At 63.1% G+C, this 15,136-nt stretch carries 16 protein-coding genes; 8 read left to right on the forward strand and 8 right to left on the reverse strand.

What is annotated here, in order from left to right; translation table 11 throughout:
• Positions 1-241: 241 nt before the first annotated feature.
• The 4 genes from J7I92_RS11830 to J7I92_RS11845 are packed head-to-tail and all read left to right on the forward strand — an operon-like array spanning position 242 to position 3,206.
• Entirely contained in the window at positions 242-1,051 is an 810-nt protein-coding gene (locus tag J7I92_RS11830) for an amino acid ABC transporter ATP-binding protein (RefSeq protein WP_311380291.1), read from the forward strand.
• Positions 1,048-1,686 carry an amino acid ABC transporter permease gene (locus J7I92_RS11835; protein ID WP_214840690.1) on the forward strand — a complete coding sequence of 213 codons (639 nt, stop codon included), beginning with the start codon at positions 1,048-1,050 and terminating at the stop codon, positions 1,684-1,686. The genes J7I92_RS11830 and J7I92_RS11835 overlap by 4 nt, the downstream gene beginning before the upstream one ends.
• 2 nt (positions 1,687-1,688) lie before the next feature.
• The gene (locus J7I92_RS11840) at positions 1,689-2,330 is read left to right on the forward strand and encodes an amino acid ABC transporter permease (RefSeq protein WP_214840692.1); all 642 of its coding nucleotides are present in this window, start codon (positions 1,689-1,691) and stop codon (positions 2,328-2,330) included.
• Between the two features lie 27 nt (positions 2,331-2,357).
• Positions 2,358-3,206, forward strand: coding sequence for an ABC transporter substrate-binding protein (locus tag J7I92_RS11845; protein ID WP_214840694.1), 849 nt, complete (start codon positions 2,358-2,360; stop codon positions 3,204-3,206).
• A 72-nt stretch (positions 3,207-3,278) separates the two neighbouring features.
• On the opposite strand, the gene J7I92_RS23875 is transcribed toward J7I92_RS11845, so the two are convergent.
• The 6 genes from J7I92_RS23875 to J7I92_RS11870 form a co-directional block, all read right to left on the reverse strand.
• A complete protein-coding gene (locus J7I92_RS23875; RefSeq protein ID WP_311380292.1) occupies positions 3,279-3,833 on the reverse strand; it encodes a hypothetical protein in 555 nt (184 codons plus the stop codon).
• Complete coding sequence (locus tag J7I92_RS23880) at positions 3,797-4,153, reverse strand: helix-turn-helix transcriptional regulator (RefSeq protein WP_311380293.1); 357 nt, start codon at positions 4,151-4,153, stop codon at positions 3,797-3,799. The genes J7I92_RS23875 and J7I92_RS23880 overlap by 37 nt, the downstream gene beginning before the upstream one ends.
• 91 nt (positions 4,154-4,244) lie before the next feature.
• On the reverse strand, positions 4,245-4,505 hold the full coding sequence (locus J7I92_RS11855) for an alpha/beta hydrolase (RefSeq protein WP_214840696.1): 261 nt from the start codon (positions 4,503-4,505) through the stop codon (positions 4,245-4,247).
• A complete protein-coding gene (locus J7I92_RS11860; protein ID WP_214840698.1) occupies positions 4,451-5,137 on the reverse strand; it encodes an alpha/beta hydrolase in 687 nt (228 codons plus the stop codon). Before J7I92_RS11860 ends, J7I92_RS11855 begins: the two co-directional genes overlap by 55 nt.
• Before the next feature lie 205 nt (positions 5,138-5,342).
• Positions 5,343-6,590, reverse strand: coding sequence for an allantoate amidohydrolase (locus tag J7I92_RS11865; RefSeq protein WP_214840699.1), 1,248 nt, complete (start codon positions 6,588-6,590; stop codon positions 5,343-5,345).
• A complete protein-coding gene (locus J7I92_RS11870; RefSeq protein WP_214840702.1) occupies positions 6,587-7,750 on the reverse strand; it encodes an FAD-dependent oxidoreductase in 1,164 nt (387 codons plus the stop codon). The genes J7I92_RS11865 and J7I92_RS11870 overlap by 4 nt, the downstream gene beginning before the upstream one ends.
• 127 nt (positions 7,751-7,877) lie before the next feature.
• On the opposite strand from J7I92_RS11870, the gene J7I92_RS11875 reads away from it, so the two are divergent.
• The 3 genes from J7I92_RS11875 to J7I92_RS11885 all read left to right on the forward strand — a co-directional run bounded on the left by J7I92_RS11875 (position 7,878) and on the right by J7I92_RS11885 (position 11,912).
• Entirely contained in the window at positions 7,878-8,756 is an 879-nt protein-coding gene (locus J7I92_RS11875; protein WP_214840703.1) for a LysR family transcriptional regulator, read from the forward strand.
• Between the two features lie 33 nt (positions 8,757-8,789).
• Positions 8,790-9,272 carry a hypothetical protein gene (locus J7I92_RS11880; RefSeq protein ID WP_214840705.1) on the forward strand — a complete coding sequence of 161 codons (483 nt, stop codon included), beginning with the start codon at positions 8,790-8,792 and terminating at the stop codon, positions 9,270-9,272.
• A gap of 294 nt (positions 9,273-9,566) precedes the next feature.
• Positions 9,567-11,912 carry an FAD-dependent oxidoreductase gene (locus J7I92_RS11885; RefSeq protein WP_214840707.1) on the forward strand — a complete coding sequence of 782 codons (2,346 nt, stop codon included), beginning with the start codon at positions 9,567-9,569 and terminating at the stop codon, positions 11,910-11,912.
• A 152-nt stretch (positions 11,913-12,064) separates the two neighbouring features.
• Here the strand turns inward: J7I92_RS11885 and J7I92_RS24590 are convergent, their stop codons facing one another.
• Both J7I92_RS24590 and J7I92_RS11895 read right to left on the reverse strand, forming a co-directional pair.
• A complete protein-coding gene (locus tag J7I92_RS24590; protein ID WP_396020377.1) occupies positions 12,065-12,238 on the reverse strand; it encodes a proline racemase family protein in 174 nt (57 codons plus the stop codon).
• Positions 12,235-13,212, reverse strand: coding sequence for an Ldh family oxidoreductase (locus tag J7I92_RS11895; protein WP_214840711.1), 978 nt, complete (start codon positions 13,210-13,212; stop codon positions 12,235-12,237). The genes J7I92_RS24590 and J7I92_RS11895 overlap by 4 nt, the downstream gene beginning before the upstream one ends.
• Before the next feature lie 519 nt (positions 13,213-13,731).
• Here J7I92_RS11895 and J7I92_RS11900 point away from each other — a divergent pair.
• Positions 13,732-15,078 carry an MFS transporter gene (locus tag J7I92_RS11900; protein WP_311380294.1) on the forward strand — a complete coding sequence of 449 codons (1,347 nt, stop codon included), beginning with the start codon at positions 13,732-13,734 and terminating at the stop codon, positions 15,076-15,078.
• Positions 15,079-15,136 lie beyond the last annotated feature (58 nt).

A 15,136-nucleotide genomic window follows, 5' to 3' on the forward strand; every position in this document is an offset into this window, starting at 1 on the left:
GCTTCCTCTGCGGGCTGGGGCGGCATGGTTGGAACGAATTTACAAACCCGTTACACCAAACCATTGACCTGATATGTGATCACAGATTACATTTTAGGTGTGACACCAACCACACTCGACCACCGTTCCCCGGAGGCCGATCTTCCCGGCACTGAACGCCAGGGCTAAAGACCATCAGTCGGCGGGTGAAAGCCCGCCGGCACCAGCGCCTCCCGGCGCCCATCTGGAGGATGAGTACCCAGTGATCGACAATCAACAAAAACGCACCGAGGGTGCGGCCGGCACCACCGACGCGCAGAAGGCTCCGCAGCTTCAGCCGAAGGACATCCACAAGGAATTCAACGGGAATACCGTCCTGTCCGATATATCCCTGGACGTCAACGCCGGTGAAGTCGTGGCGTTCATCGGTCCTAGCGGCGCCGGCAAGAGCACACTGTTGCGTTGCGTGAACTACCTGGAGACGCCATCGAGCGGTGATCTGCTGATCGACGGAAAGCCCACCGTGAAGATCGCTTCCAAGCCGACGCGGAACGAGCTGATGAACTTGCGCCGTCAGGTGGGGATGGTTTTCCAGTCCTTCAACCTCTTCCCGCACATCAGTGTGCTCCGCAATGTGGCACTTCCGCAGGAGCGGGTCCTGGGACGTTCCCGCAAGGAAGCCGAGGAACGGGCCATGGAATTACTGACGCGCGTGGGCCTTGGAGACAAGGCGGACGCCCGCCCGAGCAAGTGCAGCGGCGGGCAACAGCAGCGCATTGCGATCGCCCGAGCACTCGCGTTGGACCCCGAGATCATGCTCTTTGATGAACCTACATCCGCCCTCGATCCCGAATTGGGCGGGGAAGTGCTGGCGGTCATGCAGGAACTCGCGGCAACCGGCATGACGATGCTTGTGGTGACTCACGAGATGTCCTTCGCCCGTAGGGTCTCGGACCGCACAGTCTTCATGGCCGACGGGCGGATCGTGGAGCAAGGAGCTCCCGAACAGGTTTTCGGGGCACCCCGCGAGGCCCGGACCAAGAAGTTCCTCGAGGCGGTGCTGGAACGGTGATCGAGGCAATCCCCTTCCTTCTCCAGGGCCTGGGTACAACGGTGATCATCACCTTTGGATCCTTCCTGATCGGTGCATTTTGTGCCGTCCCGCTCGCATTGGCCAGGCTCTCAGACATTGCGCCGTTGCGCTGGCTGGCCACGGCCTACATCGAAGTTGTTCGAGGCATTCCACCCATTGCCTGGATGTTGGTACTTTTCTACGGGCTCGGGCGCTACGTCACCCTCCCGCCGCTCTTGGCAGCCTGCCTGGCGCTGGGTGCAGTCTCCACCGCGTACCTTGCGGAAAACTACCGTGCTGGCATCCAGGCTGTTGCCGGCGGGCAGTGGGAGGGAGCCGGAGCCCTTGGCCTTTCAAAAGGTGATACGTTCTGGCGCGTCATCGCACCCCAGGGCATTGGGGTGGCGCTGCCGCCGTCGGCGTCTTATGCGGTGGGGCTGCTCAAGGACTCGGCAGTCGCTTCCGTCATCGGTGTCAGTGACATCGCGTTCCGGGCGCTGACCCTGAACCAGCAGGGCAACCCGGGCCTCCCGATCTTCCTGGCCGCCGGTGTGGTCTACATGGTCGTCAGCGTCCCCATGGCTGTTCTTGCCCGCAAAGCTGACACCTTCATTCGAACCAGAAGCGCGGTGTAACCATGTTTGAGCAATGGATCCAATGGCTGCCGGGCCTCCTCACCGGCCTCCAGACCAGCCTGGCCGTCACCGGCCTCAGCCTCCTGCTGGGCCTTCCTCTTGGCCTCCTGTTCGCCTTCGGAATGATCTCCCGTACCCGCATCCTGCGCCAGGCGACCATCCTCATCGTCGAGCTCGGTCGCGGCATTCCGCTGCTGGTCGTTCTTTACGTCGTCTACTTCGGACTGCCCGACGGCGGTATCGTCCTTGAGTCGTTTGCCGCGGCTGTGGTGGCTATTGCCTTCAATACCGGGGCGTACACCAGCGAGATCTTCCGTGCCGGACTCCTCAGCGTTCCCCGCGGCCACATCGAGGCCGCCCAAAGCCTGGGACTCAACTGGACTGATGAGGCCCGATACATCGTTCTTCCACAGGCCCTCCGGGCGATTGTGCCTCCCCTCATGTCCTACAGCGTCATAGTGTTCCAGGCCACGAGCCTTGGCTATGCGATCGCACTTCCGGAATTGCTGAACAGCGCCTACCAGATCGGTTCGGTGACTTTCGAATTCCTGAGCGTCTTTATCCTTGCCGGATTGATCTACGCCGCGCTGTCCATCGTTGTATCCCGCTTCGTAGACGCCATCCACAGCAAAACCGCACACTAACCCCCTCATATCTCCAGGAGTATCCCCATGCGTAAGTTCAAGATCACCGCCGTAATGTTCGCAGCGGCCCTGCCGCTGGCAGCCTGCGGCACCCCAAGTACCCCCACCGCAGTATCGTCCGACTGTAAGCCGGTGGTGTCCGGCGTCGAGACCGCCACCAAGGGCAAGCTCACCATGGCCGTCGCCGAGTACCCGCCGTACGTGTCCATGAAGGGCGGCTCGCTCTCCGGCGTCGACGGCGAAGTCCTCAAGAGGGTGGCCAAGGACCTGTGCCTCGAGCCCGATGCCAAGACGTCCAGCTTCACCGCCATCATTGAGTCCGTAAAGAACGGCAGCGTCGACCTGACGGCCGGTAACTGGTACATCAATGAAGAGCGCGGACAGCAGTTCGCCGTCAGTGAGCCCGTGTACCTGGACAAAATGGCCCTGCTGACGTCTGACGGCGCCGACACCATCGACGGCGTGTCCGGCGGCACGGTGGGTACCCCGCAGGGATACCTGTGGGTCGGGGACCTCCAGAAGACCCTGGGCACAGACAAGGTCAAGCTCTACGCCACGGAGGACGCTGTCTACCAGGACGTGAAGTCCGGCCGGGCCGGCGCCGGCGTGATGACGTACGGTGCTGCGCTGCAGTTGGTCAAGAACAACAATGACAACAAGCTGAAGGTCGCCGAACTCAAGCCCGACGAGAGGATCCAGGCTTCCGTAGGCGCGGCACAAACCGCCGTCCTGGTGAACAAGGGCAAGACCACTTTGCGGGACGCCGTCAACCAGATCGTCGAGAAGATGCGTGAAGACGGATCCCTCAAGAAGGCGCTCGAAGACAATGGCCTGCCGGGCACCGCAGCCGATGTGAAGGCTGCTGCCGCCAGCTGATCCACAGGCACTTGTCAAACAAAAGGCGGTTGGATCCTTCCAAGGATCCAACCGCCTTTGCGTTGCCCCGTGTTAGTAGTTTCGCTCCGCCGCCGTTGGGTGAGTCCGGGAGAGAATCCATGAGGCAAGGATGCGTATCTTGCCGTGGGCGGCGGAGCCTGGCTCGGCTGTCCATAGAACGAGTTGCTGGTCAGGGTCTCCGGTGGTTTGGAATGAGTCCCAGTTGACGGTGAGGTCCCCAAGCTCAGGATGACGGATGGTTTTGGTGCGGAACTCCGGGCGGGTGACGTGGCGGGCCCCCCACCACTGACGGAATTGGGGATTCGCGAGGGATAGTTCCCCGACCAAGGCCGACAGCCGGGGGTCATGGGGGTTGTCGAGGGCTTGCATGCGCAGGATGGCCACACTGGTGCGGGCCATGGATTCCCAGTCCTCGTAGAGGTTCTTCATCCGCGGGTCTGTGAACATCATGCGGACGTAGTTCCGCTCGCGTGGAGGCAACTTGTCGACGTCGGCCAGTAGCGCCGCGGCCAAGCCGTTCCAGGCGAGGATGTCGAGATATTTACCCACCACGAACGCCGGCGTATCGGTCAGCTGATCGAGGAGACGCTGGATCTGCGGTCCCACCGGTTTGGACTGGCGCCGGGGAGGGGTGCGCCGGTCAGCTTGCTGGGCGAGTCCTTCGACGTAGGCGCGCTGGTCCGGTGTGAGGTGCAGGGCGTCGGCGATGGCTTCGAGGACGGTGCCGATGGGGCAAGTCGTCCCTGTTCGATTCGCGTGTAATAGTCGTGACTGATCGCCACACTCTGGGCGACTTCTTCCCGCCGGAGCCCGGAGACACGACGGATGGCCGCGTGGGGCGCGGTCAGCCCAAGGTCTTCGGGAGTGAGGTCGGCACGCCGCGCCTTCAGGAACTGCCCCAACTCTTCCAGGTGTGGGTTTTTCACGGTCACATCACTCACCGCCTTGTGGAGGGCGTCGCGTCCGGGACTGGTCCCCGGAGCGACGCCGACTGTTGATTTGACTGTGGCCCGGGTGTCAGACGGCCAGGGCCTTGCCGAAGAAGTCATCGAGCTTCTCGACAGCCGGTGTCACGTGCTGGTCCTGATCGTACAGCGACATGTGGGTGGCACCCTCGATCAGGAACAGCTCGCTCGGACCGCTCGCTTTCTCGACGGCCTTTTCGCTGTAGGGCCGGCTGAAGGCCTCGGTCCCGGCGATCATCAGCACGGGGCGGGGCGCGATCATCCCCATGAAGCGGAAGGCGTCGAACTGGACGAGCCGGTCGATGCTGCGCACCAGCTGCCTGTTGTCCGAGCGGGGTGCTGGCCACGGGGAGTGCGGTGGTACTCGTAGCCCTCCCCACCTTCCTCGAGGGACTCCGGCACGATCGGCGCGTAGGCCGGGTCGGCACCGTTGACCTCAGCGGTCCGCAGCGCGGTCGACAGGTCGAGGATCTGATGCAGGCCGGCGGGGGTCTGTGCGCCATCGAGCCCGTTGCGGACTGCGTCGCCGGCGTCGAAGGCGCTGACCGTGCCGACAGCTTTGATCCGGGTGTCGGTTTGTGCGGCGAAGGGAACGTACCCACCCGATGCGCAGATCCCCAGGGCTCCGATTCGCTCCGGATCAACGTCGTCGCGGGTGGTCAGGTAGGTGACGGCGGACTTGACGTCCTCGCTGCGCTGGTAGGGGTCTTCCAGGCCGCGGGGCAAACCTTCGCTCTCGCCCTGGTAGGCGGCGTCGAAGACGAGGGCGGCGTAACCCTTGTCGGCGAGGCGCTGTGCGTAAATGCTCGCGGTCTGCTCCTTTACTCCGCCTCCCGGGTGGCCGATGACGACCGCCGGTAGGCGATCGCCTGTGTCACGCTCGGGGGTGAAGAACAGTCCGGCAATACGGAGTCCATTGCTTGTGAAGCCGACTGGGGTAGACATGTAAAGCTCATTCCTTTTCGTGGAGTGTTGGCTAAGGCCACATATAGAGAATGACGCGGGCTAACGACGCCCACAATGGGAAGGATTCTTCCTAGGCACGAAGTTCGCCAGCCACGAAGGGGAACATGAGGGTCAGCCTCAAAGCCACAGGAAAGCACCCGCACCGAACGGATCGGTGCGGGTGCTTTTGGGCGTTCGTATGGAGTTAGGCCATCAGTCCGTGAAGGGCATCTGCGAGCGTTTGTGCGCCGGTTTCAGCGTCCTCGTCGACCACGTGTTCTTCGGGGGAGTGGGACACGCCACTCGGGTTCCGAACGAAGACCATGGCCGTTGGGACATAGGGCGAGAGGACGCCGGCGTCGTGTCCGGCTCCGGTGTCCAGGATGGGTGCCTGCGGGAGGGCCAGCTGAAGCTCCTTCTGCAGGGCGGGATCGAAGTGAACGGTGGGGCTCAGCGATTCCTCGCGGAGCTCTACGGTGCAGCCTTCCTCGGCGGCAATCAGCCGGGCCTGGGCATGGATGGCTTCCACCACGGCGGCTGTCACGGCGTCGTCGGGGTGCCGGACATCCAGCCAGAAGTCAACACGCGAGGCGATGACATTGGTCCCCCCAGGCACCGGCTGCAGCCGTCCGACAGTCGCCCGCGCCGGGGCCTGGCTTCGGGCAATGTCGCGGATGGCCACCACCATCCTTGAGGCCGAAACCATCGGGTCGTGCCGGTCGGCCATCAGCGTTGTTCCGGCGTGGTTGCCTTGACCATGGACGCTCAGGCGCCAACGTCCGTGTCCGAGGATCGATGAAGCAATGGCTATGGGCTGGTTCAGGTCGATCAGGCCGCGGCCTTGTTCAACATGGAGTTCAACGAAGGCGCCGATCTGGCCCAGAAGTTTCTCGTCCCGGCCGATGAAACGCGGGTCCAGGCCGTTGGCCTGGGCCACGTCGGCGAATGTGGAACCGTCTTGGTCGCGGAGGTTCCGGGCCTTGTCGGGGTCGATCGCGCCGGTCATGAGGCGGGAGCCCAGGCAGGCGACGCCGAACCGTGAGCCTTCTTCTTCCGGAAAGACCACCACGGCCAGTGGCCGGGTGGGTGTGGAGATCCGGGATTTGAGGATGTCCACGGCCACCAGGGCCGACGCTACGCCCAGAGGGCCATCAAAAGCGCCGCCGCCGGGCACCGAATCGAGGTGGCTGCCGGTCACGAGACTGCTGCTGCGGTCTCCGCCGCGTACATCCCACCATGCCCAGATTGCTCCGTTGAGGTCGGTTTCGACGCTCAGGCCCCGCTTGGTGGCCTGTTCGATGAACCAGTTGCGCAGGTCAAGCTCTGCGGTGGAATACACCGGACGGGTGTAGCCGCCCCTGAGCTGATCCGTACCGGTGCCGGCGATCTCAGCCAAGAGGCCTGTGACGGTTGCGGCCGGACCGGGGGTCAAGGTTTCGGTGGCGGGGGTCATGCGTGGGCCCCAAGCGCTGCGTGTCCGGCCTGGGCTGCGAGCCGGAACTGGTCCGGAACGGAGGCCGTGCCGGTGGCCAAGCCAGCGGCAAGCTGGCCGATCAACGGTGCAAACTTGGCACCATGGCCCGAGCAGGGCGAGAGGATGGTGATGCCGTCGACGCGGTCAATGATGAAGTCCTCGGTGGGAGTGTTCGTGAACAGGCAGGTGGTCTCGGCATACGGTTCCGGAATGAGTCCCGGCATGTACTGCTCGACGTATTCGATGACCCGACGACGGTTCGCGGGGTCGATCCGGCCGTCCTGGTCCGCTGCGGACGGCAGGATCTTGCCACCGTTGTACTCGGCCACCTTCTGGCCGCGGAAATCGGCGTCGCGGCCACCGGGAAGGCCGTAGGCCTGCCAGCCTGCGCGCTTGTGGATGAAGGTGGGCCACGGCGATACTGCCTTGTCCGGCCGATCGGCGTAGGGGAAATGGTAGGCCTGTTCCTGGCGCACCTGGATCTGCGGAATGGCCGACAGGAACGTGGAAGGCAGGGACAGCGAACCCAGGAGCTGGGGAAGCCAGCCGCCGGCTGCGACGATCACGTTGGCGGCGTGGATTGGGCGGCCGTCCTCGGAGGTCAGCACGTAACCGCCGTTGGCTGCCTTGATGGAGGCTACGGCCCAGTTGTTATGGAGCTGCGCTCCGTGTGCCACCGCTTGGTCCACCATGGAAGCAACGGATTCGTGCGCGTCGATCACGCCGGCGTCGGGGTGCCACAGGACCTGGGTGTCGAAGGCGATCTGGGGCCAGCGCTCCCGGGCTGCTTGGGCGCTCAGAAGCTCGTGGTCGATGCCGCGCTCGGCGAGGATGGCGGCCAGGCGTTCCGGCTGGCGGACCTGGCCGTAGTCCACGGCGCCAGTAGGGGTGATGAGTTGCTTGCCGCTCAGGCGGGCCAGCTCGTCCCACCCTGCCTTCGCTTCCTGGACCAGGCCGGTGTAGAACTCCTCGGGATAGGCATAGCGGAAGATCCGGGCAGATCCATGGGAGCTGCCGGCATCGTTCGCGGGGGTTGAACGTTCGAGCAGGGCAACGTCGTGCCCGCGGGCGGCGAGATGCCAGGCAGTGGCAGCTCCAGACAGCCCTGCGCCGACGACGGCGTATTCGGTCGATTCCATGGATGGCTCCTTTGATGCGGTGTGGCACCTTGGCGGGTGCCCTCTTCTCATCCAGTAACTCACCCGTAAATGCATCGAGTCCAATATCATTTGACTAGTAATTATTAGCGTCAATCGAAAGAATCCCATGGAACTCCGGCAGCTTCGGTACTTCCTCGTTGTCGCAGACGAGTTACATTTCGGCCGGGCGGCAGAACGCCTGCACATCACCCAGCCGCCGCTGACCGTCGCCGTCAAGGGCCTCGAACGCGAGCTTGGTGTCCAGCTCTTCGACCGCACCACCCGCCGCGTGACGCTGACGGCGGCCGGCCAGGCGTTCAAGGACCGCATCCAGTCCGCCGTGGCGGACCTCGACGACGCCGCCGGAGATGTTGCCGACGTCGCTGCCGGCAAGAGCGGCAAGATCAGGGTCGGGTTCGTCAGTTCCGCGAGCTACACCACCGTGCCCGAAGCCATCCGGGCCTTCCGCCAGCGGCGCCCCCGCATTGACCTCGTGCTGCACCCGCTTACTAGCGGAGAGCAGATTGAGCAGTTGCTGGACGGAAACCTCGACCTGGGACTGATCCGGGATCCGGGAGACGTGCCCGGGCTGAACCTCGAACTGCTGAGTACGGAAGACCTGGTGGTGGTCCTGCCGGAAACACACCGTTTGGCGGCGGCGAAGGAGGTCCGCCCCGAGGACCTCGAAGGGGAGCCAATGATCCTGTTTCCCTACCGGCTGATGCCCGGGTTCGTGGCGAGGGTGCTCCGGCTCTTCGAGTCCCTCCCCACCCCGCCCGTCGTCGTCCAGCAAGCCATCCATCAGGAAACCGTCCTCGGCCTTGTCGCCGCCGGACTGGGGGTCTCAGTCCTCCCTGAGTCGGTACAGCGATTCCAGATGCCGGGCGTCACCACGCGCCGGTTTGTGAACAGGCCGCAGACTGAGCTTCACGTGGCCCGTGCTTTTGGCCGTTCCCCCGCCGTGGATGAGTTCGTCCGCTGCCTCAGGGGAGAGACTCCGGAATAGCGTGCCACCAGCGACGGCGGACCAGAACTGCTTTTGGCCCGGCACGTGGTGATGGCGGTGCCGGCCCCGCTGGTGGCCGGCGTCTGCGAGGACCTGCCTGAATGGAAGCGTGAGGCGCTCCGGGCTGCTGAAACCCCGGGCAGCACGACGTTTACCATAGCCACCAACATCGAGGGCTTGCCGGACTTAGCGGACTGGTCCTTCGTTTCCACTGTCGGCAAGAAGTTTGACGCCATCATCAATCCGCAGCCGGGTGTTGTGCCGACCGACGGGATCGTCAGGTTCACCTGCTACGGCAACTCGGCAGGGTTCATTCCGGGGATCGAAAACGACGACCGGCTGATCCAGGAGTGGATCGAGGATTTCCTGGAGGTCGCTCCCCAGCTTCGCGGGCGGATCGCGGGCGCGGCAGCAGCCACATGGCAGCACTGTTTCTCGGTGCTGTGCCCGAAGCGCAACGCTGCGCTGGCGGAGCTCCAGCGCAGTGTAGGAATCATCCACTTTGCTTCCCGCTGACAGTCGTTGCGTTGAAACGGTGGATCACTAAGCCCCTGTAGTCAGGCGGCTCTCCTCATTTTTCGGGAAATCGCAGCCCCTCGGGGCTGCGCTTCACCATTTTGTAGCCCCGTTCTTTTCTTCCAAAAAGAAGTATAAAAATGGGTGGGTGTGATCACATATCTCATCTATACTGTGATTCAGCCGACTATCACGAGGTGTCTCGAACCTCGGTGGAGGCGACCAAATTCTCGCTACCCGGATCAGGGCGCTTCTGCGCAACCCCGGGAGCCAACCGACATTTTGACGTGAGACGTGGACGTCTCTGACCGCAAGGGAGATAACGTGGCCACCGCCCGGATTGACCCAGACACCCGTATCCTCATCATCGGCGCAGGCGTCGTTGGAGCCGCGCTGGCCGACGACCTGACACGCCAAGGCATGAAGTCCGTAACCGTAGTGGACCAAGGTCCCCTGTACCGGACAGGTGGGTCGTCCTCCCACGCGCCGGGCTTCGCATTCCAGACCACGGGCACAGCCGTGATGTCCGAGCTTGCAAGGCGGACGCTGGACAAGCTGGACGGACTCTCCTGGGACGGTGAATGGATCCTCAAGCGGGTTGGGGGCCTCGAACTGGCCTGTGATGGGGAGCGGCTGGAGTACCTGCACCGCCGGCAGAACCTCGCACAGTCATGGGGCGTTCCCTCCCGCATTGTTAGTCCTGAAGAGTGCGGAAAGCTGTTCCCGGCCCTGGACACTTCCAGCGTGCTGGGCGGTTTGCACACTCCATCGGATGGAGTCGTAAAAGCGGTCCGCGCCGTGGAGTGGCAAGCTCGCCGGGCCATCGAAAATGGGGCACGCTTTTACGGCCATACCCAGGTCACAGGGTTCCGAATCGAAGCCGGCCGGGTCAGCGGCGTCGATGTCCGGGCGACGCCGCCGGTGCCCGGCAACCCCTGCAAGGGGGAACGGCTCCCGGAAGGAACCTCATTCCTGGAAGCCGATGTCGTCGTCGTGTGCGCCGGACTGTGGGGTCCAAGCCTCGGAAGGATGCTCGGATTGGAGCTACCCATGGTTCCCATGGAGCACTGCTCATCGTCAACCAGTGCCCTTCCTTCCCTTTCCGGCTTCAGCGAGCGGGAGGAAATCGCCTTGCCCATGGTGCGCCACCAAGCCACGGGCTCGTACTTCCGACAGTACGGTGAACGGCTTCTCTGGGGCAGCTATGAGCATCGCGTCATTCCCGTGGACCAGTCGGAGATCGCCAGCCCCGAAGACTTTTCCAGTACTCGGACCGAGCCCGCCATCCACCCCTTGACCTGGAACGACCTCAAAGACGGTTGGACTGAGCTCAAGCGGCTGTTTCCCGAGGCCAATAACTGTGAACCGGAAGATGGCTACAACGGAATTTTTTCGTTCACTCCCGACGGCAACCCGCTCCTAGGCGAGGTTCCAGGGATCCGGGGTCTTTGGCTGGGTGAGTCAGTATGGCTCACCCAGTCGGCGGGCGTCGCCGGTGTCCTCGCCGAGTGGATTGTCACCGGAGATCCGGGCATCGACACCACTACCCTGGACTTCCGCCGCTTCGACCAGGCACACCTGACGAGGTCAGCCAGCATTGCCAGGGCGAGTGAAAATTACGACGAGGTCTACGACATCCACCACCCACGCTGGCAAACCAAGCAACTAAGGAAATTCGCGACCACCCCCTTCTACCTTCGGCAGGAAGCCCTGAAGGCAGAATTCGGAACCTCGCAGGGCGGCTGGGAGCGTCCACTGTGGTACGCCAGTGATGCAAAACGGCTGCACGCCGAACGGGACGCTTGGGGAACGTATGGATGGTCCCCGGCAATTTCCATCGAGGCTCGGCATGCCCTCCATGTCGCCGGGCTCGTCGACAGAGGAGCTACCAGTATCTTTGAGGTGCGCGGTGACAACGCGGGAAGACACCTGCAGGAAATCCTCTCCTCGCCACTGTCCTTGCAGGTGGATGATTCTGCCCCGGCTCTCGTGGAAAGCCCGTCCGGCGGTATCGCAGCCGAACTAACGTTGGTCCGCGCCGCCCAGGACTCCTACCTCGTGATCGGCAGCACCCCGGAGGATATCTGGCAGCTCCGCCGGGAGAGCCGGCACTCCACCACGGTTACCGTCTCCGACCTGTCCTCCTCAACAACGGCGTTGGCCCTGATAGGGCCTGAAGCTGCCGCGGTACTCCGTTCAGTAACGCACGGGGCGCTGCCCCCGACCGGGTCCCCCCTCGCCCCAATCCTCGACGTCGGCGGCGTCCCCGTCCGCGCGGTGGCAGAATCCCTCACCGGCCTGGGCGGATGGACGCTCTATTCTGCTACGGAGCACGGGCTGTACCTTTGGGACCTCCTCCTCGAGGCAGGTGCACGGCACGGGCTTGGACTGGTCGGCGATGAAGCATTCACCGCCCTGCGGATCGCCAACGGGGTCCCGGCGTTTGGAATCGAGTACGGCCCACAGGACAACGCCCTTGAGGCAGGGCTGGTTGAGGCACGGGCCGGTCAAGGCCCACGTCCCGGCCACCGGCTGCTCGTGCGGTTGAGGATGTCGAGCGATCGCCATGCAATCATTTCGGGTGAACCGGTATCGCTGGACGGTTCCGTGGTTGGGTATCTCACGAGCACGTGCTGTTGATGCGCTTATGGCCTTAGACCGAGGCTTCCATGGGCTGGACGGCATCGGCAACCTGGAAACACTGGGTCCTCCGGGTCCAGAACGTAGGTGCTGAAGCCTGTGATCCAGGCCGTCCGCTGATCCTGGGTACCACGCCGCTCCGTCCGGCGATTTCAACTTTTTCGACCAACTCGCCGGTGTAGACGGTACCCATCATGCCCGTGACGGAAGGGCTCGTTCAGTGCGAGCTCGCCTTTTACGTGCAGGGCAGCCATTTTGGCGCAGGTTCCTGTCCCGCAGGGGCAGCGGTCCACCCCGCCCGCCCCCTGAGGGGATGGGTGGTTCACACGGGTTGAGCGGCTTCACGCAGACGCTGCAGCGTCCCGGCGTCGATGTCGAGTTGATCTGGCAGTTCGGTGAGTCCCATAGCAGGAATCCGGACCTGATGCTGATCCTGCAGGGTTCCGAATTGCTTGGTCAGGCGTTCCACCGAACCGCCGAAATTGGCAGGGTCGATACTCAGCAGGAAGACCCCGATGCCAGGGGAAGTGCCGCCTTGATCGAACGGTGCGGCGTCCACGGAAAACGAGGCGCCTGAGAGCGTCGCAAGGATTTCCATCAGCAGGGCCACGTTTCCACCGCGATGTCCACCGAAGGGCAAAAGGGTTCCCTGAAGGGCTTCGTTGGCGTCCTGCGTCTGTTGCCCGCTGGCGTCAAGGGCCCACCCTTGCGGAACGGGGTCACCAGCATCTGCCGCGCGCCTGATGTTGACGAATGCGGTGGAGGATGATGCCTGATCAATGACCAAGGGCAGTATGCCTGGCCGGGGAATGCCGTAGGCGAGGGGATTGGTACCGAGGACCCGTTTCGGGGACCCTCCGATGGACATCAACGCCGGGCTGTTGGCTGAGGCGAAAGCGATGAACCCCTGTTGCGCCAGCCGCCGTGCGTAGTAGCCAAGCTCGCCACAGGTGTAGGACTGCCGGATCCACAGTGCGGCAATGCCCGACTCCCGCGTGGCATTCAGAAGCTCGTCAAAAGCGGCGGCGAAGGCGGACTGTGCAAGGCCGCTGCCGGCGTCGACGTCTATCACGGCGGGAGCCGCGCGGCGGACTTTGGGCTGGGCGTCTGAAACGATACGTCCCTGCGTGTAGCCGTCGAGATAGTCGAACAAGTGGGCCACGCCAACCGCGCGGTTGCCAACCTGCTCGGCTTCGACGGTGGCTTCGGCCGGGACATGGGCGTCCCGCGTTCCTGCACCGGAGTGCAACAAGGCTTGTTCGCACAATTTTGCAAGTACTTCCCGTTGAATGATGCTCACTGGAAGTACGTTCCTCTCATGGGGCTTTTCGTCCAGAGGCTGGTCTCTCTTGGACACATGACGCTGTTCACCTCGGACGGCGTGGCTCCTGGATGGATCTGTTGGGCACATGATTGCGGGGGAGTTCGCGATCCTTGTCCCAATGCGTGTTGGTGTGCGGAGAAATACAGCGGAAAGGGTGAAGCTGCCTGCGGCTGCTGGGCCAGCTTGATCCGTCCTTGTCACGTCGACCCTGGCCGCCGCTCATGCACGGAGCACGGTGTGGCTGTAGTCACAGTCACGAATGTAATGTGTGATCACATATCGAGTCAAGAGAGGGCCGATTGTTTCCTTCAGGAAGAGCCGGTCGTTGACGTGATATGTGATCACACGCTAGATTGGTTGTGATGGTTACCACACCATGATGAGAAGCTCCCATCCTGGGAACGCGCGAAGAGCCCGATCCGAGGTTCACAAGCGCCTCCCTCCTCCTCGACGAAGGAGAAATCCCATGTCCATCCCTGAGTACAGGAGCCACCGGTGCCTTCCCTAAAGAACACAACACAAACCACCGAGGATGCCTCAGTCAAGGCGTTTAAACGCCGCTTTCTGACCAGGCTGACCGCCGTTCTGGTCGGGGGAATGTTCCTGGACGGCTACATCCTCGGGATTGTCGGCACGGTGATCGGCACCATTACCACTGAACTGAGCTTCACCCCCTTGTGGGAGGGCCTGATCGTGGCCTCGTCACTGCTCGGCATTCTGGTTGGTTCACCGGTCGGCGGCTGGCTTGGCGACAAGTTCGGGCGCAAACCACTGTTCATGATTGACATGGGCATCTTCGTCATCGGCTCCGCCCTCCAGTTCTTCGTCCATGAACCGTGGCAGTTGTTCGTGGTGCGACTCCTCATGGGCATTGCCGTCGGCGTCGAATACTCCGTTGGCTGGCCGCTGATGTCGGAGTTCGCCCCCGCCAGAATGCGGGGACGCCTGATGGGCCTGACCCTGGTCGCCTTTTACGTCGGCTTCATGGTCGCCTTCATTGTGGGCTACGTGCTGACCAAGAACACTACGGTGGACTGGCGGATTATCCTCGGTTCGAGCACGCTTCCTGCGGTCATACTGTTCTTTGCCCGCTTCGGCCTGCCGGAGTCGCCTCGTTGGCTCTGGAGCAAGGGCCGTCACGACGAGGCCCGCGCGGTGGCGTACAAGTACATGGAAGACGCCACCGACATGAACGACGTCGAGCACGAGCACGACCGCCCACAGGGCACCTTCAAGATGCTGTTTTCACGCCGGTATTGGCGGGCTACTCTGTTCTGCTCGATGTTCTGGCTCTGTGCGGTCACCCCGTACTTCGCGATCGCCACCTTTGCCGAGAGCGTGCTCGAAGGCTACGGACTAAGCCAGGGACTTGCCGGCGGGGTGGGACTCTCGGCGGTTGCCACAGCAGGCGTAATCCTGACCGTGGTCCTGATCGATCGGCTCGGCCGCCGCGTATTGACCGTCCCTCCGCAGTGGCTTTGCTTCCTTCTCCTGATGGTCATCGGCCTCTGGGCGGGTGCGCCGGCCTGGGTGGTCCTGGCCTGCTTCCTGGCCTTTTCCTTCTTCAACGCGGGCTACAACACACTGACAGGTATCTATCCCGGAGAGGTGTTCCCCACTGAAATCCGCGGCATCGGAACTGGCTTCGCCACTGCGGTCAGCCGTGTTGGAGCGGGTGCCGGGACCTTCCTGCTGCCGTGGTCCATGGTGACCTACGGGGCGCAGATAACAATGCTGATGGCCGCCGGGCTCACTCTCATCGGTGCCGTCCTGTCCCAGTGGCTGGCGCCCGAGACCAAGGGTAAGTCCCTCACCGAGACCGCTTCCGGATTCTCCCACTAACCGACTTTGGCGCCCAGTGCCTCCACGACACCACGACAGTAAAGGCAAGGATAATAAT

Origin of the sequence: Arthrobacter sp. ISL-72, from assembly GCF_018613755.1 — a bacterium.
Taxonomy (GTDB): Bacteria; Actinomycetota; Actinomycetes; order Actinomycetales; family Micrococcaceae; genus Arthrobacter.

Excerpts from the sequence above, each read along its gene's own strand:
- J7I92_RS11840 (WP_214840692.1), top strand. The coding sequence starts at position 1,689 with ATGTTTGAGCAATGGATCCAATGGCTGCCGGGCCTCCTCACCGGCCTC.
- J7I92_RS11845 (WP_214840694.1), top strand. The coding sequence starts at position 2,358 with ATGCGTAAGTTCAAGATCACCGCCGTAATGTTCGCAGCGGCCCTGCCG.
- J7I92_RS11860 (WP_214840698.1), bottom strand. The coding sequence starts at position 5,137 with ATGTCTACCCCAGTCGGCTTCACAAGCAATGGACTCCGTATTGCCGGA.
- J7I92_RS11865 (WP_214840699.1), bottom strand. The coding sequence starts at position 6,590 with ATGACCCCCGCCACCGAAACCTTGACCCCCGGTCCGGCCGCAACCGTC.
- J7I92_RS11870 (WP_214840702.1), bottom strand. The coding sequence starts at position 7,750 with ATGGAATCGACCGAATACGCCGTCGTCGGCGCAGGGCTGTCTGGAGCT.
- J7I92_RS11875 (WP_214840703.1), top strand. The coding sequence starts at position 7,878 with ATGGAACTCCGGCAGCTTCGGTACTTCCTCGTTGTCGCAGACGAGTTA.